Origin of the sequence: Occallatibacter sp. (assembly GCF_049802275.1) — a bacterium.
Taxonomy (GTDB): Bacteria; Acidobacteriota; Terriglobia; order Terriglobales; family Acidobacteriaceae; genus Telmatobacter.
In genome coordinates, this window is record NZ_JBARMD010000708.1 from 1 (window position 1) to 20,993 (window position 20,993).

Below are 20,993 nucleotides of genomic sequence, written 5' to 3' on the forward strand. Positions count from 1 at the left end.
GCGGCACTTGAGAATGCCGTTACCGGCGAGAATGCGAACACCGTGAAAGCGCGCATCATCGCTGAAGCGGCAAACGGACCACTCACGCCTGCGGCCGATCGCATTCTTCAGGCTAAAGGCGTCTTCATCATCCCCGACATTCTCTGCAATGCCGGTGGCGTAACCGTGTCCTACTTCGAATGGGTGCAGGACGAACAGCACCTCTTCTGGGATGCACAGGATGTCTACAACCGGCTTGAGAAAGTGATGAAGACTTCGTTCCGCGATGTGCTCAAAATCCACATCGACCGCGACGTGCCAATGCGGATCGCCGCGAACATGCTGGGCATCGGCCGCGTAGCCGAAGCCATCCACCTCCGCGGAATTTACCCATAACTGACGGACTGGCGCAATTCGAAACAGAAATGTAGCTCTTTGGTCGCGGCATCGCAAGGTGCCGCCGCCTTTGTCACCGCGTTTTCCCCCTTAAGCGCTTTCATTCCGAGTGACCAACGGGAGTCGAGGAATCTGCAGCTGCCTTTGCAGCGCCCAGCCTTAAAGACAAACCGGCGCCTGTCCTGAAATTTCTCCGCAAGCTGCCGCTAGACAGGCTGCAATTGCGGCTTCTTCCAGCTGCCGTTGAGGACAGCTTCGCCAGGAAGGTACACGCGAAAAACGCAGTAAAAGGGGCCATCCGGCGCAGGCAGCCAATTGGATTCTTTTACTGCCGCGGGCTTGTTGTGGGAGACGTAGAGAGTAAGTGAGCCGTCCGAGCCGTACTCGTAAGAACTGAGATTGGTGGAATTCAGCAGATAGCGGTTGAGCGGGTTGGCCACAAGCAATTGCGACTTGCCATCGTACATCGTGAGCGACCAGAAGGCGTTATTGGGCGGAAGTTGATCTTTGCCGAAGTGAAGCTCGTAGCTCGATTTCGAGGCATTCAGAGGCTGGTGGCCTGCGTCGACAAAGTAGCCGAAGTACAGCGCGTCCTGCTTTGAGTTCCCGTAGAGGCCAAGCTTTGCTCCGACATACCGATAGAGGTAATTGTCCTTCAGGAAGTCTCGAGTGCCGAACAGATCTCCGCTGGAGATTTCGTCGGTGTTGATCTTCTTCATAACGACGGCAAGGTCGGCATCGGAATCCTTGATGCCATCGTTGATGGCCTGTTGAATCTCCGGCGAAAACTTGCTGAACTCGAAGGTCTGGCCGGGTCCGATGTTGAGTTTTGCGAAGCGTGCCAGAAGATCCTTCTCAGAAGTATTCGGCGGGCAGAATTGAAAGAGGAAGTTCACGAGCGGAAACATCGACGACGAGGTGCTCATATCATCGGACGGCGTCGGCCAATCGACGCCGACAGCGCGGGGAGGGGACGGCTTGTGAAGGAATGAACCGAGTGGTTCGGCTTGATAGCCGGCCTGGATCTTATTCACGTTGGCAAGGTCCGCCGGATTGAACAACTGGGTACGAAACAGGCCGTAGGCGAACTGAGTCTCAGTGCGAATAACCACCTTCACTCCCGCCGGCGTAGGGCCGTTCCAGTCAGGACCCGCGATAACAAAGATGCCGCCGTCATTGCCAAAGGCGCGCGTGCCTAGATAGGCAAAGTTGTAGGTATAGAGATCGACAAGTTGCGCAGTGTAATAGCGGTTCGGCTCCATCTTCGGCATGGTGATCACAACGGGCTCGGCTCGCAGATCCATCCAGACGTAGGAATAGGGAGTGTCAGAGTTGGGAGTCACCACAAATTTGTCTTCCGGAGTCGCAACCGATTTGGAGCTGTTGACGGTGTTGAAGTCGCCGCGATAATCCGGGCTCTTCTTGTCGATGGCTTGCTTGTACATCGTGCGGTAGTTCACAACCATTGGGAAGCCGTATATGTAGGCTTCTTTCGCGATGGCACGCGCGTCGCTGGCTGAGATTCCAGAGGCGGATGGATTGTTGATTTTCGCTTCGCTGGTTGCAGATCCCATGATTTCCTCCTTGGGGATTGGAGTTCTCTTCAGCTATCCAGGTTTGCGTTAGCTCATTCTTTCGACCGACGGCGAATTCCATTGGCCATCGAGAAGTTCCGCCTTCGGCCAGCCGCCGTCCGCATCGGTCATCGGTTTGGCAATAGTTTCCGGCATCATCTACCTCCGGGGCGCGATGATGACAGGAGCCCTGCATGCGAACAACTGTCATCTTTGACAGCCGTTCCTTGGATTGCCGAATCAAACCGTTAGCCTGGAAAATTAGAGAGCACGAAAAGCTCAGCCCGGGATTGGATTTGTTGTCGCGAGGAACGTCGCCTCGACGCAGGCGGCAACTCTTGCCAGCCGATGATAGGAATCAAGGCGAGCTTCGTGATCCCATGTGTCGGTTACTGCAATGACTTCGTTCGCGCCCGTCTCAGTAACTAGTTTTGCAATTCCCGCCTTCACAGTCCCATCCGAACCAACGATGGCCGCACTCAGCCTGCTCTCCACGGCGGCCCGCTCGAAGGCGTTCCATGGCCGTTCGATCCCATCAAGCGAATCCACCGGAGCCAACAGTTCCACCGGCTGATTGCGAATGAGCCGCAGAAATCGCTGCTGCGGCGTGGTGAAGAGCCGGCGGGCGGCTGCGTCGGTTTCTGCCGCGATGACAGGCACGGCAACCATGAGCCAGGGCTGCTTCAGTGCCTCGCTGGGACGAAAGAGCGTGCGATACAAATGCGTTGCAGGGAGGAGCATCTCCGGTGAAAAATGCGCCGCGAAAGCGAACGGCAGACCAAGCTCCGCGGCAAGCCGCGCACTGAAGTCGCTCGAGCCCAGCAGGGTGATTGGAACGCGGCTGTCCCTGCCCGGGATCGCTTTGACCATCTGGCCGGGCCTCTCCGGGCCGAGATAGGTTCGCAACTCCGCAAGCAATTCAGGGAAGTCATCGCCGGTTTGCCGCAAGTCACGGCGAAGCGCACGCATGGTGTAACCGTCTCCCCCGGGTGCGCGCCCCAGTCCCAGATCGATCCGGCCCGGGTATAAAGCTTCCAGGGTCCCGAATTGCTCTGCAACTACAAGGGGCGCATGATTTGGGAGCATGACGCCGCCGCTCCCGACCCGGATGGTTTGGGTCGCTGATGCAATGTGGCCAATCAACACCGGCGTCGCAGAGCAGGCGAGACCCTCGATCGAGTGATGTTCGGCCAACCAAAATCGCCGATACCCCCATTGCTCTGCGCGACGTGCCAGATCCACAGACCGTTCGACCGCGTCCCCCGCAGCCTCATCCGGCCGCATACCCACAAGATCAAGAATTGAAACTGGCAAACTCATCTTCCTGATTAGATGATCGATCCGCCATCTCGATTCACGCCAGTCACAACCCAGGCAGCGAGTAGCCGCCCCTGCCGCTCGCAAAGATTTTGGCTGACTGCGCCATACATTACGTTAAGAATTGTTAAGTGGACTACGAAGCCCTTACTGCGGTGTGCGAGACTTAACAGCCGTAGGGGTTTTCGTGTTGTCAATTGCGGTCGATGTGAAGCAGATAGAAAGCGCAGAAAAACAGAGGCAGCTCTCGTTGTTGCTGGTCGACGACGACGTTGAACTGTGCGGAATGATGCGGGAGTTCTTCACGCAGGAGGGCCATCATCTGGACTGCGCCTACAACGGCCGCGAGGGTCTGACTGCCGCGCTGAACGGCGCTTACGACCTGGTGCTCCTCGACGTCATGCTGCCGGTGATCGACGGGTTTGAACTGCTGCAGCGCCTGAGGCGGCGCAAAGATCTGCCCATCATCATGCTGACCGCGCGGGTGCAGCAGCAGGACCGGATTCGCGGGCTCGATGGCGGCGCCGACGATTATCTGCCCAAGCCCTTCGATCCCGATGAGCTGCTGGCGCGGGTGCGTGCGGTCCTGCGCCGGTCAGAGTCGCTGCAGAGAACTGAATCCGAAGACATCGTGATCGGCAATATCCGCTTGAATCCAACCATGCGCGAAGTATGGCTGGACGATGAGCATCTCGACCTGACAGCCGCCGAGTTCGATCTGCTCGAAATGCTTATGCGGGCGGCAGGTCGCGTAGTATCGCGCGACGAAATCACAGCGGCGCTCTTCGAGCGGGAGGCCACGCCTTACGACCGCTTCCTCGATGTGCACATCAGCCACCTGCGCAAGAAACTCGAGGGCGGTCGCAGTCTGATCAGAACGGTACGTGGAGTGGGATATGTCTTCACCGGCTCAGCCTAAAGTCCTTCTCAGGCACTCTCTTTATGTCTGGGTGCTGCTCGCCATGGTGGGCATTCTGTCCCTCTCGTTCGTTGCGTTTCGCGCAATTTCAGAACAGATGCAGACGCAGAAAATCGATCCGGTGTATGACCGCTTCGACGAAATGCAACTGGAGAGCGCGCGCAACATTCTGCAAAGCAGTGGGGAACCGGCACTCAAGAAATACCTCGACAGCCTCAACGGAATCTTTGGCGGCGCTCATTATCTGCTGGATGCAAACGGCACAGACCTCGTCACCGGCGCAAGCAGGGCCGCGATGCTGCCTGCGCCACCCGCGGTCAAGTCGCGCACTAGCAGCGCTCACGATCACTGGGAGATCACGCATCGTTCGCTGGATGGGAAATTCTGGTTTGCGGCGGAGGGCCAGAGCCGTCCACCGCGTATCTGGTCGTTCCTTCCCTACTATTTTCTCGTTATCGGCGCAACGGGAATTCTCTGCTGGATCGCGGCGGCCGGCGTGATCTCTCCCATACGCAAGGTTGCGACAAGTATTGCGCTCTTCGGGCAGGGCAATCTCGGCGTTCGAGTGGAGACCGATCGTGACGATGAAATTGGCCAGCTCGGCAACTCCTTCAACGAGATGGCCGAACGCCTGGAGCGATTAATCGTAAGCGAGCGGCGCCTGCTGAGTGACATTTCGCACGAGTTGCGCTCGCCGCTGGCGCGTCTGAAGTTTGCCATGAAGCTGGCGCGTACCAGCCCCGATTCAACCGCTGCGCTGGAACGCATTGAACGCGATGTGGACCGCATCGCCTCACTGGTCGCGGATATCGTGGAAATCAATGTCGTGGAAGACGATCCTGCTTTGCACGATAAGCGCGAGATCTGCGTGCGCGACGTCGTCGATGAAGTCGTTCGTGATTGCCGCTTAGAAGCGGAGGTTCGTGGTTGCGTCATTGAGGTGAGCGGAAACGTTTGCGGACCGGTGCATGGCAATCCCGAACTGCTGCGCCGCGCCGTGGAGAACGTGCTGCGCAACGGTATTCGCTATTCGCCGGAGAAGTCGCCGATCGAGCTTTCCCTCAGTGATAATGGCGACGAGGCGACCATCTCGATCCGCGATTTTGGCCCGGGAGTTCCCGACAAGGCACTTACGCGCATCTTCGATCCGTTTTTCCGCGTGGAAGAAGCGCGCAATACCAACGGCGGAGGGTCGGGGCTCGGCCTGTCGATTGCAAAACGCGCCGTGCATCTGCACCGCGGCTCCATCTCTGCTGAAAATGCAACCCCTGGGTTGCGCGTCAGGATTGCGATTCCGCTCACACATGAAGAGGTCTTGAACGCCAGGTAAATTTCAGCTTCGAGTACACTCGAGCGCTTGAGATTTTGCATGCCGCCTTGTATTTCTCAACCTCACTCGCGTGTCCAATCCCTACGTGTTTTCTGCACGATGCGGCAGCCCAAGCCATCGCGCGGAATCATCTTAACGTTTCTTAAGCTTAAAAAGCTTGCAAGTAGTGTTCACTGTGGACAGTGCCTCACTTATTCCTCAAATCCATCGAGGCATCTGAGGAGAACATCATGAAACGTCTTTTTGGATACGCGCTTATGCTCGCACTTGCAGCTGCCCCGGCGTTGGCTGCAAAGAACTCACAGTCGGTGAATTTTGCCTCCCCCGTCAAGGTGGGCACAACAGAAATCCCCGCGGGCGACCAAAAGGTTAGCTGGACGGGTACCGGAGATAGCGTTCAGGTCACAATCGCTGGAAATGGCAAGACACTCACCATCCCCGCGAAGCTTGTTGAAGAAAAGCACAATCACAAGGGGTACGTCGTGAGCCGCGTCGGCGGAGTCGACCAGTTGGAGACGATCCAACTGAGCAATGTGAGCCTGCAACTCGAAGGCGCGACCGCTTCCGGCCGCTAACCACCAACCCAAGGTCAGAACCAAGCCTGACACTTCGCAAGAGTTTTGTTCAATCACTCTCGTGACTGAACTCTCCAATCCCCTTCCGGTTCGTCCGGAAGGGGAACTCTTTGTATATCAGCAACTTTCGCGTCTTCCATCTCAATCAGACCTGCCGCCCCGATGAGGCGCCGTATGCAGGCGCCGGCTTGGCCTTGGCCGATGTTCGGGGTATACTAAAGGTTAGGCAAGCTGAAGGGTGGGTGTGTCTTCATTCGCCCCTTCGCCCGTCTGAGAGCTGAAGATACACATCAGGACGGATGAGAGCTGCAAAAAGCAGTTCGGGCGTGCGCGGAAACTCAGACAAGTCTGGAGCAAATTGAGATGGCACAGGTATGTGATGTTTGCGGCAAAGGGCCGCAGTTTGGCAACAATATTTCGCACGCGCACAACGTAACCAAGCGGCGCTGGAACGTGAACCTGCAAGCAGTGAAGGCGCTGGTCAACGGCAATCCGAAGCGCATTCGCGTGTGCGCCAGCTGCATCAAGAGCGGCAAGGTTTCAAAAGCGTAGCACGATCGTTCCCCCAGCCGTTTTGAGCAGGAAAAACTTAATCCGCCTGTATTGGCGTCAAGACCCCGTCCCTAAGGGCGGGGTTTTGTTGTGCCTTGTTACCGCGCTGCCGTTTTGTGTGCCGGCGTCGCTTCAGGCAGCGGGTTCTCCCAGAGAAATGCTCCAGCGTCCAGTCCCTGCGGCGACCAGCAATCGATGATTGCCTTAGCGAGCTTGCCCAGCGTCTGCTCGGCCTCGTTGTCGCCGGTCCAGCGCTGGTCGGCATTCCCCCATGTAAAAGCCGCAATGACGATTGGGCCGGCTTTCGAGGAGATGAGCGCCACATCATTGCGAACCTGGTTGAGCGCGCCTGTCTTGTTGCCGATAGCAGAGCCATTCTCACTGGTGTCGAGCGTTTCGAGATAACGCGGCAGGCTGTCGCGATCCTGCTGATTGCGAAGCATGCCGAGAATAACCCCGCAGATCTTCCCATCGGCAGGAAGTGGGGCGGCATTGTCCAGCGCAAGATGACAGGTAGCGAACCGTTCCATGATGGAGGCCATTTCGCGAGCCGTGGTTTTGCCCAAACCGAATTTCGGCTGGTCGAGTGGCATTGGGTCGGTGGCCCGAACGTACACCTTCTTGTAGAGCACGGTTTGTTGAAGGCCAGCTGCCCGCAACGTGCCATTGATGTGTGCAAGACCGAGGTGGTCGATGGCCATATTGGTGGCGGTGTTGTCGCTCAGAATCACCATCAGCCTGAGCACGTCGCCAAAGGTGAGAGCGATGGGTGGCGTCAGCCCGCCGAGCACACCCGAGCCTTCTACCTGGTTGGGCTTCGTAAGAACGATGCGCTCATCAAACGTCGCTCGGCCATCCCGAATCTGTTCCGCAGCGTCAAGCAGAATACCCATTTTGATAACCGAAGCAGTCTGTACGGCTTCGTCCGGCAACAGCGCTGCGGTCTGCCCGGTTCGCAGATTGTGTGCGTAGAGCGCGACATGGCCTCGATGCGCCGCGGCAATGGATCTGATTTGCTGATTGAGCTCGGCGTCTTCGCCTGAAGCGGCTTGGGCATTTTGCGAAGGGGCTGATACAGCCGAAATTGCAATCACAAGCCCGAGCACCAGGCTGGCGGAAAAGTTCCTGCGCGAGAAAAGCAGCATGCGGACAGGGTAACGCAACGTGTCGCACCTTCGAGAGGCCAGACACTTAGAAAAAGGCAGTTCTCGGTTTTCGGTACGCCCCCAACCCACATGCGTGTCGGCCCGCATGCAGGTCTTGCGCGTGAGTCAAAACAAAAACGCAGCAGTGCTATAAAAGACCCATGCGCCACGATTACGCACCGCGGCCTGCGCACATCAAGTGGCTTCTCGATTCTGATCCTGCGATCCGATGGCAGGTCATGCGCGATCTCACCAGCGAATCCGCCAACGCCATTGCAGCCGAGCGATCGCGCATCGCAACCGGAGGCTGGGGAGCCCAGCTTCTCGCTCGCCAATCTCCGGACGGTCATTGGGGCGGCGGGCCGAAATGGGACCTTATTGCCCTCTGGAGCCTCGTCGTCCTGAAGGATCTTGGTCTCGATCCCGCCAGCAAGCAAGCTCGCAAAATGATCGACCGCGTCGACAAGGGGCTCGTGTACAAGCCGCTCAACAACCGGCCCTTCCTTCACGGCGAAACAGAGCCCTGCATCAACGGCAGAATCCTCGCCATTGGTACCTATTTCAAGGAGCCGAACGACGCCCTGGCCGATCAATTGCTCGACGAGCAACTGGAAGATGGCGGCTGGAACTGTGAAGCCCCCAAAAGCCGGCGCTCGTCGTTCCATACCACCATTTGCGTGCTCGAAGGGCTGCTGGAATACGAACACGCGGGGCGCAAATCGGCAGCCATAACGAAGGCCCGGAAGAAAGCCGAAAACTATCTGCTGGATCGCCGCATGTTCCGCTCGCTTCGCACCGGCGAAATCATCAACAAGCGCTGGCTGCGCTTCTCACATCCGACGTTTTGGCACTACGACGTCTTGCGCGGACTCGATTACCTGCGCAATGCGGGAATCAAACCCGACAGCCGCGTCTCTGAAGCCATCGGAATCGTGATGGACCGCCGCCACCAGAACGGGCGCTGGCCGCTCAACCTTCTGCATCCCGAAATGATTCCATTGCAGATGGAGACCGACGTCGGCAGGGCAAGCCGCTGGAACACCCTGCGAGCACTCCGCGTTCTCCGTTGGCACAACGACTATGCATGACGCGCTCTAGGCGGGATCGCCCTCGCGCGTAAAGGTAAGGGAAGCGGAGTTGATGCAATAGCGCAGCCCGGTGGGGCCAGGGCCGTCGGGGAAGACGTGGCCAAGGTGCCCGCCGCACCGGGCGCACGTGACCTCAATGCGGCGCATACCGAACGTATTGTCCTCGTGTTCAACAATAGCCTTCGAGTCGGCGGGAATGACGAAGCTGGGCCAGCCGCAGCCCGAATCAAACTTCGCTCCGGAAAGAAACAGCAGGGCTCCGCAGCCTGCGCAATGATAGTTGCCGGTTTCGTGGTTCTCGGTGAGAGCGCCCGTGTAAGGTCGCTCCGTGCCCTTTTCGCGCAACACATGGTACTGCTCCGGCGTAAGCTTCTCGCGCCACTCGGCGTCGCTGTGCGTAATTCTTTCTGGCGTGCCAGGCTCTTTGGGCGTGGTGCTCATGAGACCTCCAATGGGGAGCTTATTGGATGCGGCAGTCAATCAATTTGATGCGTCAGTCGCCGACTTCTGCAATCAGATCAATCTCCACCAGCGCATCCTTTGGAAGCCGCGCTGCCTCAATGGTGGTGCGGGCTGGCGCGACAACGCCTTGCGGCGCGAGGTACTCGGCATAGATCGCATTCATAGCGGCGAAGTCGTTCATGTCTTTGAGATAGACGTTGGCTTTGACGACGCGGTCGAGAGTCGTGCCTGCGGCTTCGAGAACCGCTTTCAGGTTCTCGATAGTGCGCCGGGTCTGCTCGGCGATCCCACCAGAAATGAGCTGCTGGGTAGAAGGATCAAGCGCGGCTTGTCCGGCAGTGAAGACGAGGTTGCCACAGCGAATGCCCTGCGAGTAGGGTCCAACCGCCTTAGGCGCCGACGAAGTAGAGACTGGTGTTTTGCCCATGCAACGATTTTAGAGGCTGATCTCGCGTCGGGTCTCACCGAAAGATGCGCCCCGCAAAAATTCGAATCCCATCCAGCTTGCAGTCGCATAAGGCGAAGCAATCCGGATGGGATGGAATTGCAGAATTTCTGCGCTAAACGAGCTTTGCGTCTAAGGTCACTTCGGTGTTGTTGGCGAAGAGCTTCGAAATCGGGCAACCCGCTTTGGCATCTGCGGCCGCCTTATCGAAGACTTCCTTCGAGGCGCCAGGAACGCTCGCCGTGGTGGTCAACGCAATCTTGGTTACGGCGAATCCGTCACCGACCTTGGCCAGGGTTACGGCTGCATGCGTCTCGATCTTCGAAGGCGTCAGCCCCGCTCCGCCAAGCTGTGCGCCCAGCGCCATCGAGAAGCAGCTTGCATGCGCCGCCGCAATCAGTTCCTCAGGCGTGGTGCCGCTCGTCGCGCCTTCAAACCGAGTCGCGAACGAGTAGTTGGCGTCCTTCAGCACGCCGGTTGCTGTCGAAATGGTGCCCTTGCCTTCCTTCAATGAACCTGTCCAAACCGCACTTGCCTTGCTAGCCATAGATGTTCTCCTTTGGGGATTTTGGATCGCTTGATCTCTGTTCTGGGGGTGCGCCGCTTCAGCGAGACCATTACGGCGTTACGGATTTGGTTCTTCGGGCGCTCGCCGCCATGCGGCGTGGTCTGGGCCCACATTTACATGCTAATCTCTCACCCATGCTCCCCAACAGACCCCACGTCTTTGATGATGAATTTGCCCGTAATTTCCCACAAAGCGGTGCGGCCTGCCCCAGCGCCATCGAAGCAGCCGAAGATGCTCCCGTCGACCACCATTGCCAGATCTGCCCCACCTGCTCCCACCGCCTCACAGGCCACAAGTGCAAGCTCGTTTGCACCCATTGCGGCTACTACCTCAGCTGTGCGGACTATTACTGAGATACAGGGAATATGGACTAGCATAAATGGGCATTGAAAGGGCACGACTTTCAGTCGTGCCGCAAAAGACGAATAGGACTGGGGGCTTTAGCCCCTGAGGGATGTCCTCCTGTTCGCGAAACGAGTTTATGCCACCAGCCGCCCTGGGGACTAGGGAGTAACAAGCTACTCTGGTGCGTCTATCCAGCAACCTTGGTTTGACCCAATTTGGATTCCCCGCTATATTTACCCCATGGAGCACGTTTTCACCCCCGCCGTCTGCGTCGCATGTTGTTGCGCGCTCGACCGGCCGTGGGTGTGATTCAAGCTCGATTCTTTTAGCTTCACTACCCGGCCGCATTCAGCACATCTCGCTGATGCGGTTTTTGCATTTCCGGGACTGTTTTTCAGGCCGCGCGTCTGCGGCCAAGGTTCAAGGTTCTACCCAATGATTTCGGTTCTTCTCAATTCGCGGCTCCACGCCACCGCCTCCCGGCGGACAGGCTGTTGTTGTAGCCGCTGACCCCATTCCCCTTCCCCAATTTCAAGCGCGAATTCCCCGATTTCAGGCTGAACAGCGCACTCGCCCGATTCTCAGAAATCAGGGCCTATACCCGCAATTCTTTAGGAGGTCCCGTGACAATGGCATCCCGCTTCTTTCGCTCTCTTCCCTTGGTTCTACTCGCCGTTGCTGTCAGCACACAGGCACAGGTCGTCGGCGGCACGATCAGTGGCGTCGTTAACGACCCAACCGGCGCCACCGTTTCCGACGCAACCGTCACCGTCCGGCAGATTGAAACCGGTGCGACGCGTACGCTCACGACCGACTCCGATGGCCGCTTCTTCGCGCCATCCGTTCCAGTCGGCCCCTACACCGTTGAGGTCCAGCACGATGGATTTGCGCCACAGAAGCAGACCGGCATCACTCTCACCGTCGGACAGAGCTTTCAACTGAACTTTGTCCTCAGCGTTGCCGCCGTCGAGCAAGCCGTCGAAGTCGATGCTTCCGATCCCGGCGTGAACACCACCACGCAGCAAACCGCCGGCCTCGTCGACGAGCGCCAGGTCAAAGAGCTGCCGCTCAACGGCCGCAGCTACGACGAATTGCTCACCCTCAACCCCGCAACAGTGAACTACACCGGCGAGCGCTCCGGCGGAGTCGGCACTTCCAATTCTTCCGTCGGCAACATGTTCGCCGTCGGCGGCCGCCGTCCCCAGGACAATCTCTTCCTCCTCAACGGCATCGAATACACCGGCTCTTCGCTCATCAACGTAACGCCCGGCGGCACCAGCGGACAATTGCTCGGCGTCGACGCAGTGCGCGAGTTCAACGTCGCCACTGACACCTATGGCGCCGCCTACGGCAAGCGCGACGGCGCGCAGGTCAGCATCGTCACCACCTCCGGCACCAATCGTTTGCACGGCACTGCATTCGAATTCGTTCGCAACAGCGCCTTCGATGCCCACAACTATTTCGATCAGGGCGACATTCCCCAGTTTCAGCGCAACCAGTTCGGTGGATCGCTCGGCGGCCCCGTCCGGGCGAACAAGCTCTTCCTCTTCGGCAACTACGAGGGTTTCCGCCAGAACTGGGGGCTCAGCGCTCTCACCCTCGTGCCGGACAATCAGGCGCGCCTCGGCTATCTCCCCAACTCCGCTGGCAAGGAGCAATTCGTCGGCGTCAATCCTGCCGTCGCGCCTCTCCTCGCCTTGTGGCCCGTACAGAACGGCCCTGAACTGGGCGGCGGAATTGCAGAGGCCTTCAGCCATCCCGAGCAGCATATCCGCGAAGATTTCGGCACCACGCGTTTTGACGACAACCTCAGCGGCAAAGACCTTCTCTTCGCCGTCTACACCGTCGACGACAGCACCGCCGACACGCCCTCACAGAATCCGCTGAGCCTCGTGAACGAAAGCCTGCGCGAACAGGTCGCAAGCGTGCAGGAGCAGCATGTTTTTTCGCAGGCTCTGCTCAACACCGCCCGCTTCGGCTATTCGCGTGCGAGTTACTTCTTCACCGGATCCACTCCTGTCTCGCTCTCTGGCTGGGTGGCCGGCGAACCCATCGGCGCCATTGTCATCAGCGGCAGCACTGCTTCCAACGGAGCATCCGCCATCTCGCAGGCCGGTCTCAACGTCGGCAGCAACAACTCCGCCACGCGTAACCTATATACCCTGGACGATCACGTCTACTGGACGCACGGGCGCAATCAGGTCGAGTTTGGCGCATGGCTGCAGCGCATTCAATCGAACGACCTGCTGGCGCAGGACCAATATGGACAGGCCTCGTTCGCCACCCTGCAATCATTTCTGCAGGGCACGGTGAAGACCTTCACCGTCGTCCCGTCACCTACCGAACTTGGCTGGCGCTCTCTTGAAGGCGCGGGCTTCGTGGAAGACACCGTCAAGTTGTCGCCGCGATTCGAATTGCTCGCTGGCTTCCGCTTCGAATCGACCAACGGATGGAACGAAGCACAGGGCCGTGCCGCAAACTACGCGATTGTCGACGGCGTTCTGCAAACTGACCCCGTTATCGGAGGTTCCGCGCTCAGCAAAAATCGTGCTGTCTTCCTCCCCGAGCCGCGCGTCGGCTTTGCCTGGGATGTGTATGGCAACGGCAAGACCGCGGTTCGCGCAGGCTTCGGCGTCTATCACGGACTGCTCGATACCCTCGACTATCGTCTCGATCAGACCGCACCCTTCAACACCGCCGAGTCCATCTCCAACATCGCCGTCTCTAACCTCCAAATCACGCCGGGCACACCTCCGCCCGCAGGCACCAAGGTCTCGCCCAGTAACGTGCAGCCCGACATCAACACGCCCGCCGCGCTCACATGGAGCCTGCGCATCGAGCAGGAGATTGCGCCGCGCACCTCGCTCACCCTCGGCTACGTCGGCTCCCACAGCTATCACCAGATTCTCTCCGAAGACATGAACGAGCCCGTGCCGACCTATCTTGCCGACGGGTCGCCCTTCTATCCCGCTGGCGCGAAGAATGCCAATCCCAATCTCGCCAACTCCACCTCGTGGGTATCGCAGGGTATCGCTGCATATCACTCTCTCGTCGTCGATGTCAGGCGTTCATTCGCCAGCGGATTCCAGTTCCGCGGCAACTACACCTACTCCAAGAATCTCGATGACGGATCGGCATGGAACACAAGCGTCAGCGGCAACACCCCCGCGTTCGTTGAATTCCCACTCGATCCCAAGCAAGACTGGGGACCTGCCGCCACCGACGTGCGCCATCTGGCTTCGTTCAACGGCAGCTATGAATTGCCCTTCGGCCCGCATCGCCGCTTCCTCAGCCACGCATCGCGGCCCGTCAACATCATCGCCAGCGGCTGGACCACCAGTGCCATCGTCGCCGTCCAAACCGGCTTCCCCTTCACACCGCAGCTCGGCTACAACCCCACCGGCAATGGCGACACGCGCAATCCCGTCCGTCCCGACTGGAACCCCAACTTCACCGGCGTCCTCTATCCGCGCACGCCTCAGCAGTGGTTCAACGCCGAAGCGTTTCTGCCTCCCGCCGCCGGCACCTACGGCAACGTCTCCCGTAATGCGCTCACCGGCCCCGGCCTCTCCGAGCTCGATTTCTCCGTCACGCGTAACGCGCATCTCACCGAACGCCTTGGCCTGCAGTTCCGCGCAGAGTTCTTCAACATCCTCAACCACACCAACCTGCTTACCCCGAATGAAGTCGTCTACACCTCCGCCACATCAGGTCCCTCCCCCACCGCAGGCGTAGTCTCAGCCACATCCACCACCTCCCGCCAAATCCAATTCGGCGCCAAACTCTCGTTCTGATTCGTTTCTCCGATCAGCACGCGCAGAAAAAAATCAGCGATGCCCGTTTGAGCATCGCTGGTTTCTGTTCACTGTTCACTGCTCTTCCCGCTCGCTTTTCTCGCCGCTTCAAACTCATCCCCCGCCTGCCACTCCACCGGCTTCGCTTGCGCGCTTGCCAGCCAGCCCAGCACAAAACCAAACCGCGCCATCTTCGCATTGCCACGGAAATCCCAGTCAGCCTGATACTCATCCGAAGGCTGGTGATAGTGGTGGGCAACAAAGTCATCAAACTGTGCGCGCCCCCACGCTTCATCATGACCCACGAAGAGCCGCCCCTGGTCGATCGAGAACGCCGGAATCCCCGCGCGCGCCAGCGAGAAGTGGTCCGACCGATAGTAGTGTCCCGCTGAAGGATCAGGATCGGGCAGCAGCTTCAGGTCGAAGTCCTTCGCAACCGCCTGGATCGTAGGCCAGAAGCTGATGCGTTCAGCACCGCCAAGGCTCGCCGACAACGGCACTCCGATCGGCAGCAGCATGTCGTAGTTGAGATCGAGCGCGATGTCGCGGGCGGGTACGGGCGGATGCTGGCCAAGATACTGCGATCCCAGCAGCCCCTGCTCTTCTGCCGTGACGGCGGAAAAATACATGGCGTGCGGCGGCCGCTGCGTTGACTGCGCGAAAGCGCGCGCAAGTTCCAGCAGGATGCCGCAGCCCGTACCGTTGTCGGCCGCGCCATTGTAAATGCCATCGCCCTTTGCGTCAGGATCGATGCCCAGGTGATCGTAGTGCGCTGTGTACAGCACCGCGTTCGCAGGATCGGTCGAGGATCCAGCCACGCGGCCAATGACGTTGGTGGAATCGTATTTGCGGACGCGGCTCTCAATGTGAGCCTTAAGGCTGACGTTGAGTTCCTGCGCGTGGAAACCGCGCTTGCCTGCGCGCGCAATCGCCTGGTCGAGATCGCCGAGCCCCGCGAGCGTAAACAGATGTTGCGCCACATCGTGCTGGATCCACGCAGCGGCGCGCAGCGTGTTGCTCGGGTCCCCAGCCAGGTAGCTCTTCTCAATCGCCTGCGAGTTTTCCACGACCTGCCACCCGTAGCTGGCCAGGTCCGTCCGGTGAATGATGAGCACACCCACTGCACCGCGCCGCGACGCCTCCTCGTACTTGTAGGTCCAGCGTCCGTAGTAGGTCATCGTTTTGCCCTTGAAGAATTTCTCGTCATCCGACGGTGGCTCATTCACGATGACCAGCGCGATCTTGCCCTTCAGGTCCACGCCTGCGTAGTCGTCCCAGTTGTACTCGTGTGCGTGAATGCCATACCCCACAAACACGATTGGCGCGTCGAAATCAGCTTCCGCCTGCCCGGTCTGATCCTTCGAAACAATCTGGCTGCCGTAGGTAAGATCGACGGGCTCGCCGCTCTTTGGGACAAAGGCAAACTTTGTTTTGCCCTCGATGGTGTGTACGGCAAAGAGCGGAACCTTCTGGAAGTAGCTGCCGTTCTCGTTTGCGGGCTCCAGTCCATCCAGCGCGAATTGCGTAGCAATGTATTCCGCCGCAAGTTCTGCGCCGCGCGTGCCGGGTCCACGCCCCTCAAGCAAATCCAGCGACAGAAAGCGCACGTGCGCCCGCATCTTCCCCGGATCAATCGAAGCCGCAGCAGCCCGCGCAGCCGCAGGAAGCCCCGCAACCGCCGGAACAGCATCGGTCTTCGAAGCAGGTTGTTGCGCAATTGCGACACATGGCAATAAAAGGCCGAAAGCCAAAACACAGAATTTCACTCGGTGCATGAATTCTCCGCAGAGGTGGGGATTCGCGAACGCAATCTGAATTTACAGCAGCCGCGAAATCTCAGACTAATTCCCTGATCCCACGCGGATCAACAGCCGTGGCCCGTTGCGGCCCGCAGTTTGAATCAGTCCGGCCCGCGTGAGCACCTTGCGCGCCAGTCCCGTCAAAGCCATCGCCGACGCCTCCTCCGCCACAACCCAGCGCCGCACTCCGTCAGGCTTCTCCCTGAGACCCTCCGACGGCAACGCGCAAACCCGCACCACGTAATTCACCTGCATAATCGCGTGCCGGACCGTGAGTCTCTCTTCGAGATTCGCCATGACATTAACAGCAATCGCCGGCAACTCCCACAACCCCGGCATCACTGTATTCGTCACCGCGCGCTGCTCCAGAAGAACCTCTGTCCCCGCATCGCCATCGCGCACCACCAGCGCACAGGCAATTTCGCGACTCGTCATCGCCGCGCGTTTGGGAGTTTTGTGCTCGCCCAGCGTGCGGCACTCCTTCGCCCACGGACACGTCAGGCACTGCGGACTGCGCGGCGTGCAAACCGTAGCGCCGAGTTCCATAATGGCCTGGTTGAAGTCGCCAGCCCTCCGGGGATCAACCAGCCCAGTCGCAAACTCCTCCACCTTGCGCCGCACCGCAGCGTCGCCAACCGAATCGTGCGACTCCCATCCGCGAATGCGGCTCAGCACCCGCTCCACATTGCCATCGACCACCGCCACAGCCTCGCCATGCGCAATGCTCGCAATAGCCGCAGCCGTGTACGAGCCAATCCCCGGCAGCTTCCGAAGTTCGTCTGCCTTCAAGGGCATCTTGCCGTCCAGTTCTGCGACGACGCTCTGCGCAGCTTTGTGGAGCATGCGCGCGCGTCGGTAGTAACCCAGTCCGCTCCAAAGCGCGAGCACATCCTGCTCCTCTGCCTTCGCCAGATCCTGCACGGTGGGGAAGCGTTCAAGAAAGGCCTTCCACCGTTCGATCACGACAGCGACGCGGGTCTGCTGCAGCATAATCTCCGACACCCAGATCGAGTACGGATCGCTCGTATGCCTCCACGGCAGATCGCGCTTGTTGCGGTCGTACCACCCCAGAAGCTCTTGACGCATGCGGGCAACGGTTTCTTGGCTCGGAAGGCGAGGCATGAGGCCAGCTTACGGTATCAATGGCAAATCAGGCCGGTTGCGTCGCGGCGCGGCGCCGCTGGTCCAGTCGCCCGCTGAATGCAAGGTTTGGTATCCCGCAATGTGATTCAGACCTTGTGATAACCTCGCAAAGAGAGGCTTCTGCTCATGTCTACGAACAACGCACCGGGCACCCGTATCTACATGGATGCCAACGCCACCACACCCCTGTTGCCGGAGGTGGTCGACGCGATGCGTCCCTATTGGATTGAGCAGTTTGGCAACGCGTCCTCCATCCACCTCGATGGCCAGCGGGCACGCACCGGTCTTGACCGCGCCCGCGAAACACTCGCCGAGTTCTTCAACTGCCACGATGCTGAAGTCGTCTTCAACTCCGGCGGCACTGAAGGCGACAACACTGCCCTCTTCGGCCTGCTTCATCCCGGCGATCACCTCATCACCACATCCATCGAGCACTCCGCCATCCTCCAGGCCGCAAACAGGTTGGCCAACTTCGGAGTGCAGACGACCTTCGTCGCTCCGCAGCCCAGCGGCCTGATCGATCCAACCGACATTCTCCGGGCCATCCGCCCCGAAACCCGCCTCATCAGCGTGATGCTCGCCAACAACGAGACCGGCGTTCTGCAACCGGTTGCCGAGATCGGCAAAATCGCAGCAGATACCGGCGTCTTCTTCCATATCGATGCAGTTCAAGGCGCAGGGAAGATCAAGTTCGATGTGCGCCAGTTCGGCTGCCACCTGCTCTCCATCAGCGGCCACAAGGTTCACGGACCCAAGGGTGTGGGCGCGATGTTTGTTCGTCGCGGCACTCCGGTCGAGTCCCTCATCGTTGGCGGAAGCCACGAGCGCCGCCGCCGCGCCGGAACCGAAAACGTTCCCGGAATCGTTGGCCTGGCGAAGGCCGTCGAACTCGCCCTGCACAGCATCGAAGACGGCACCATGACGCGCCTCGCCGCCCTCAGAGACAAGCTTGAAGCCGGAATTCTCGCTCTGCCTGGTACGGGGCTCAACGGAGCCATGCCCGACGGAAAGCCAGCGCCGCGAGCCGCCAACACCACCAACATCTGGTTCGACAACCTCGAAGGCGAAGCCCTCGTCATCGGTCTCGACCTCAAGGGCATCGCGGTTTCAGGCGGATCAGCCTGCCACTCCGGCGCCACCGAGCCCAGCCATGTGCTGATGGCCATGGGCCTCGACAAAGCCCGTGCCCGCGCCAGCCTGCGCTTCAGCCTCCTCAAGACCGTGACCGAAGCCCAGATCGACCGCGTGCTGCAGGTGGTCCCAGAAGCCGTCCAGAACCTTCGCGCATTATCCCCCGTCGCCGCCGGAACCCTCGCCTAGCAGCCAATGGTGAAAGTCCGGCCTTGAAAGGGCATGACTTAGCTGCGCCGAAAACCGGTTTTATATCAGGGCATGACTTCAGTCGTGCCGAAAACAGCGCAAATAGAATGTGGGCTTTGGCCCTTGTGTGCAGCTGGTTAGCCCCATAAGGACTCTTTCACCAATATCTTCAGTCACACCTAGAACTGGTTTGTATCAGGGCACGACTTTAGTCATGCCGAAAACATCGCAAATAGGGTGTGGGCTTTTTAGCCCCTGTGGGACGTCTCCTCCGAGATCTTGCATTCTCTCAACACTCTGAACTGCCGGACAGTCTTGCCCGCCTCCGCCGCAGCGGTAGAGAAAGGTCCATGACCCCTACGCCGCTCCATTTTTCCCCGTGCAAAGACGGAACGCCAATTGCAACTACCAACCCAATGACGCGGAACCGGCTTCGGCCAGGTTCTGGACGAAGGGAGAGAAACCCATGTCGCAAGCCTATACATTAAAGTTCCTGCATCGACTAAACCATGACGGCACAATCGATTCCATCTGCCGCGAGTGCTTCATCACCGTAGCCACGGCAACCTCCAGTTCCGCCCTGGACCGCGACGAGCAACGGCATCGCTGCAACCCTTCCCTCTTGGAACGGTATAAAAAGGCCCAATCGTATAAAAATTTCCCAGTCGCCCCACGCTTGGCCTGATAGATCTTCCGAACTTCTGTGAAGGCGCACATGCGGAACGCCCGACCTCACGATCGGGTAAGGCGAAATCATAAAAGCCGCCCGCCCCGGAGGGGCCGGTCGAAAGTAGCCCCGGGTGAAACCCTGGGAAAACTGACAAAATCCTGCCCACGTCCCGGAGGGCCGCCCGAAGCACCCTTACGGCTCCTCTGGGTGCCGCCACTAGCCTTGAATCACCGCCATTGCTTTTTTGGTTCCTCCCCTTGCCCCAGCTCTAAGTCCTTTGCTAAACACGGGGCGCGGCCATTCTCTACTAAAAATTCATTTAATGCGAAAATAAACTTGTGCGCATCTCCATGCCCCAGAACCACACCATCGCCGTCGCCATGTCCGGAGGAGTTGACTCTTCGACCGTTGCCGCGATCCTCGCTCGTCTCGACGAAGGCACCAAGGTGGTCGGCCTCACCCTGCAGCTTTGGGATCAGACCCGCCTCGCAGGCAAGCATGGCATCCCCGACGCCCCCAAGGCCGGCCGCTGCTGCTCGCTCGATGATGTATACGACGCCCGCCGCGTGGCCGAACACCTCGGAATCCCGTACTACGTCGTGAATCAGGAAGAGCGCTTTGAGCAGGATGTGGTGCGTCCGTTCGTCTCTGAATATCTCGCAGGCCGCACGCCGATCCCGTGCTCGCTCTGCAACAACCACCTCAAGTTCGACCAGTTGCTGAAGACAGCGCGCTCCATCGGTGCCGATTTCATCGCCACCGGCCACTACGCCGTCAACGAGTACGACTCGGCACGCCAGCGCTGGATCCTCAAGCGCCCCGCTGATCTCGCCAAGGACCAGACGTATTTTCTCTTCGGCCTCATCCAGGCGCAACTCGCGCACACCCTCTTTCCGCTCGGCCGCATGACTAAGCCCGAGGTCCGCGAAGTCGCCCGCCAAAAAGGCCTCGCCCTCGCCGAGAAGCCCGACTCGCAGGAGATCTGCTTCATTCCCGGCGGCTCCTACCAGAATTTCCTCGCCGCCTACCTCGAAGAGCAGGGCGAGCCAATGCCCGACACCACCGGCGAGCTGGTCGCCTCATCCGGCGAGGTCATCGGACATCACGATGGCATCTCCAATTTCACCGTAGGCCAGCGCAAGGGATTGAAGGTGTCATCGCCATCGCCGCTCTACGTGCTCAACATCGATCCGTCGAGCCATCGCGTCACCGTCGGCGCAGATGCCGAGCTCGCGACCCGCACCCTCCGTGCAAACCGCCTCAACTGGATCAGCATTCCCGAACTCACTGAACCCATGCGCGTGAAGGCCAAAATCCGCCATCGCCACGAGCCCGCGTGGGCCACGCTGGAACCCGGAACAGAATCAACAGGAAACTCCGAGCCCGCCTCTGCCGAAGTGCTCGCAACCTTCGACGAACCGCAGCGCGCCGTCACTCCCGGTCAGTCCGCCGTCTTCTATGACGGGGACGAGGTCGTTGGCGGCGGATGGATACTCTAAGCCTGACGCCCTGCATGTTGCTTAGCCAATGTGCTTGCGCATAAACAGCGTGGCCTGCGGATTGTTGTTGTAC

Annotated in this window: 17 protein-coding genes and 1 pseudogene; 9 read left to right on the forward strand and 9 right to left on the reverse strand. The window is 59.3% G+C overall.

Going from position 1 to position 20,993, the window contains the following annotated elements:
• A pseudogene (locus WA354_RS23800) lies at positions 1 to 375 on the forward strand (Glu/Leu/Phe/Val dehydrogenase); the annotation flags it as partial.
• A 206-nt stretch (positions 376 to 581) separates the two neighbouring features.
• On the opposite strand, the gene WA354_RS23805 reads toward WA354_RS23800, so the two are convergent.
• Both WA354_RS23805 and WA354_RS23810 read right to left on the reverse strand, forming a co-directional pair.
• The gene (locus WA354_RS23805) at positions 582 to 1,949 is read right to left on the reverse strand and encodes a DUF1254 domain-containing protein (protein ID WP_472815516.1); all 1,368 of its coding nucleotides are present in this window, start codon (positions 1,947 to 1,949) and stop codon (positions 582 to 584) included.
• A gap of 279 nt (positions 1,950 to 2,228) precedes the next feature.
• Entirely contained in the window at positions 2,229 to 3,269 is a 1,041-nt protein-coding gene (locus tag WA354_RS23810; protein WP_472815517.1) for an LLM class flavin-dependent oxidoreductase, read from the reverse strand.
• A 250-nt stretch (positions 3,270 to 3,519) separates the two neighbouring features.
• Between WA354_RS23810 and WA354_RS23815 the strand changes: the two genes are divergently transcribed.
• The 4 genes from WA354_RS23815 (at position 3,520) to rpmB (ending at position 6,642) form a co-directional block, all read left to right on the forward strand.
• Entirely contained in the window at positions 3,520 to 4,185 is a 666-nt protein-coding gene (locus WA354_RS23815; protein ID WP_472815518.1) for a response regulator transcription factor, read from the forward strand.
• The gene (locus WA354_RS23820) at positions 4,163 to 5,515 is read left to right on the forward strand and encodes an ATP-binding protein (protein WP_472815519.1); all 1,353 of its coding nucleotides are present in this window, start codon (positions 4,163 to 4,165) and stop codon (positions 5,513 to 5,515) included. The genes WA354_RS23815 and WA354_RS23820 overlap by 23 nt, the downstream gene beginning before the upstream one ends.
• A 230-nt stretch (positions 5,516 to 5,745) precedes the next feature.
• Positions 5,746 to 6,090, forward strand: coding sequence for a hypothetical protein (locus WA354_RS23825; RefSeq protein ID WP_472815520.1), 345 nt, complete (start codon positions 5,746 to 5,748; stop codon positions 6,088 to 6,090).
• A 363-nt stretch (positions 6,091 to 6,453) separates the two neighbouring features.
• Positions 6,454 to 6,642, forward strand: coding sequence for a 50S ribosomal protein L28 (gene rpmB / locus WA354_RS23830; protein WP_472815521.1), 189 nt, complete (start codon positions 6,454 to 6,456; stop codon positions 6,640 to 6,642).
• 98 nt (positions 6,643 to 6,740) lie between these two features.
• Here rpmB and WA354_RS23835 read toward each other — a convergent pair whose 3' ends face one another.
• Positions 6,741 to 7,805 (reverse strand): serine hydrolase, encoded by a 1,065-nt coding sequence (locus WA354_RS23835; RefSeq protein WP_472815522.1) that lies wholly within the window; start codon positions 7,803 to 7,805, stop codon positions 6,741 to 6,743.
• Between the two features lie 143 nt (positions 7,806 to 7,948).
• Between WA354_RS23835 and WA354_RS23840 the strand changes: the two genes are divergently transcribed.
• Positions 7,949 to 8,875, forward strand: coding sequence for a hypothetical protein (locus WA354_RS23840; protein ID WP_472815523.1), 927 nt, complete (start codon positions 7,949 to 7,951; stop codon positions 8,873 to 8,875).
• A 6-nt stretch (positions 8,876 to 8,881) separates the two neighbouring features.
• On the opposite strand, the gene msrB is transcribed toward WA354_RS23840, so the two are convergent.
• The 4 genes from msrB to WA354_RS23860 form a co-directional block, all read right to left on the reverse strand.
• Entirely contained in the window at positions 8,882 to 9,316 is a 435-nt protein-coding gene (msrB, locus tag WA354_RS23845) for a peptide-methionine (R)-S-oxide reductase MsrB (protein WP_472815524.1), read from the reverse strand.
• A gap of 52 nt (positions 9,317 to 9,368) precedes the next feature.
• The gene (locus tag WA354_RS23850) at positions 9,369 to 9,764 is read right to left on the reverse strand and encodes a RidA family protein (RefSeq protein WP_472815525.1); all 396 of its coding nucleotides are present in this window, start codon (positions 9,762 to 9,764) and stop codon (positions 9,369 to 9,371) included.
• A gap of 133 nt (positions 9,765 to 9,897) precedes the next feature.
• Complete coding sequence (locus tag WA354_RS23855) at positions 9,898 to 10,329, reverse strand: OsmC family peroxiredoxin (RefSeq protein ID WP_472815526.1); 432 nt, start codon at positions 10,327 to 10,329, stop codon at positions 9,898 to 9,900.
• Between the two features lie 149 nt (positions 10,330 to 10,478).
• Entirely contained in the window at positions 10,479 to 10,667 is a 189-nt protein-coding gene (locus WA354_RS23860; protein ID WP_472815527.1) for a hypothetical protein, read from the reverse strand.
• A gap of 657 nt (positions 10,668 to 11,324) precedes the next feature.
• Here WA354_RS23860 and WA354_RS23865 point away from each other — a divergent pair.
• The gene (locus WA354_RS23865) at positions 11,325 to 14,489 is read left to right on the forward strand and encodes a carboxypeptidase-like regulatory domain-containing protein (RefSeq protein WP_472815528.1); all 3,165 of its coding nucleotides are present in this window, start codon (positions 11,325 to 11,327) and stop codon (positions 14,487 to 14,489) included.
• Positions 14,490 to 14,557: 68 nt separating this feature from the next.
• Here the strand turns inward: WA354_RS23865 and WA354_RS23870 are convergent, their stop codons facing one another.
• On the reverse strand, positions 14,558 to 16,264 hold the full coding sequence (locus tag WA354_RS23870) for a M28 family peptidase (protein WP_472815529.1): 1,707 nt from the start codon (positions 16,262 to 16,264) through the stop codon (positions 14,558 to 14,560).
• A gap of 66 nt (positions 16,265 to 16,330) precedes the next feature.
• Positions 16,331 to 17,374: an A/G-specific adenine glycosylase gene (mutY, locus tag WA354_RS23875; RefSeq protein ID WP_472815530.1), complete on the reverse strand. Its 1,044-nt coding sequence runs from the start codon at positions 17,372 to 17,374 to the stop codon at positions 16,331 to 16,333.
• Positions 17,375 to 17,557: 183 nt separating this feature from the next.
• On the opposite strand from mutY, the gene WA354_RS23880 reads away from it, so the two are divergent.
• Positions 17,558 to 18,751 (forward strand): cysteine desulfurase family protein, encoded by a 1,194-nt coding sequence (locus WA354_RS23880; protein WP_472815531.1) that lies wholly within the window; start codon positions 17,558 to 17,560, stop codon positions 18,749 to 18,751.
• A gap of 1,020 nt (positions 18,752 to 19,771) precedes the next feature.
• On the forward strand, positions 19,772 to 20,920 hold the full coding sequence (gene mnmA / locus WA354_RS23885; RefSeq protein ID WP_472815532.1) for a tRNA 2-thiouridine(34) synthase MnmA: 1,149 nt from the start codon (positions 19,772 to 19,774) through the stop codon (positions 20,918 to 20,920).
• The last annotated feature ends 73 nt before the right edge of the window (positions 20,921 to 20,993 follow it).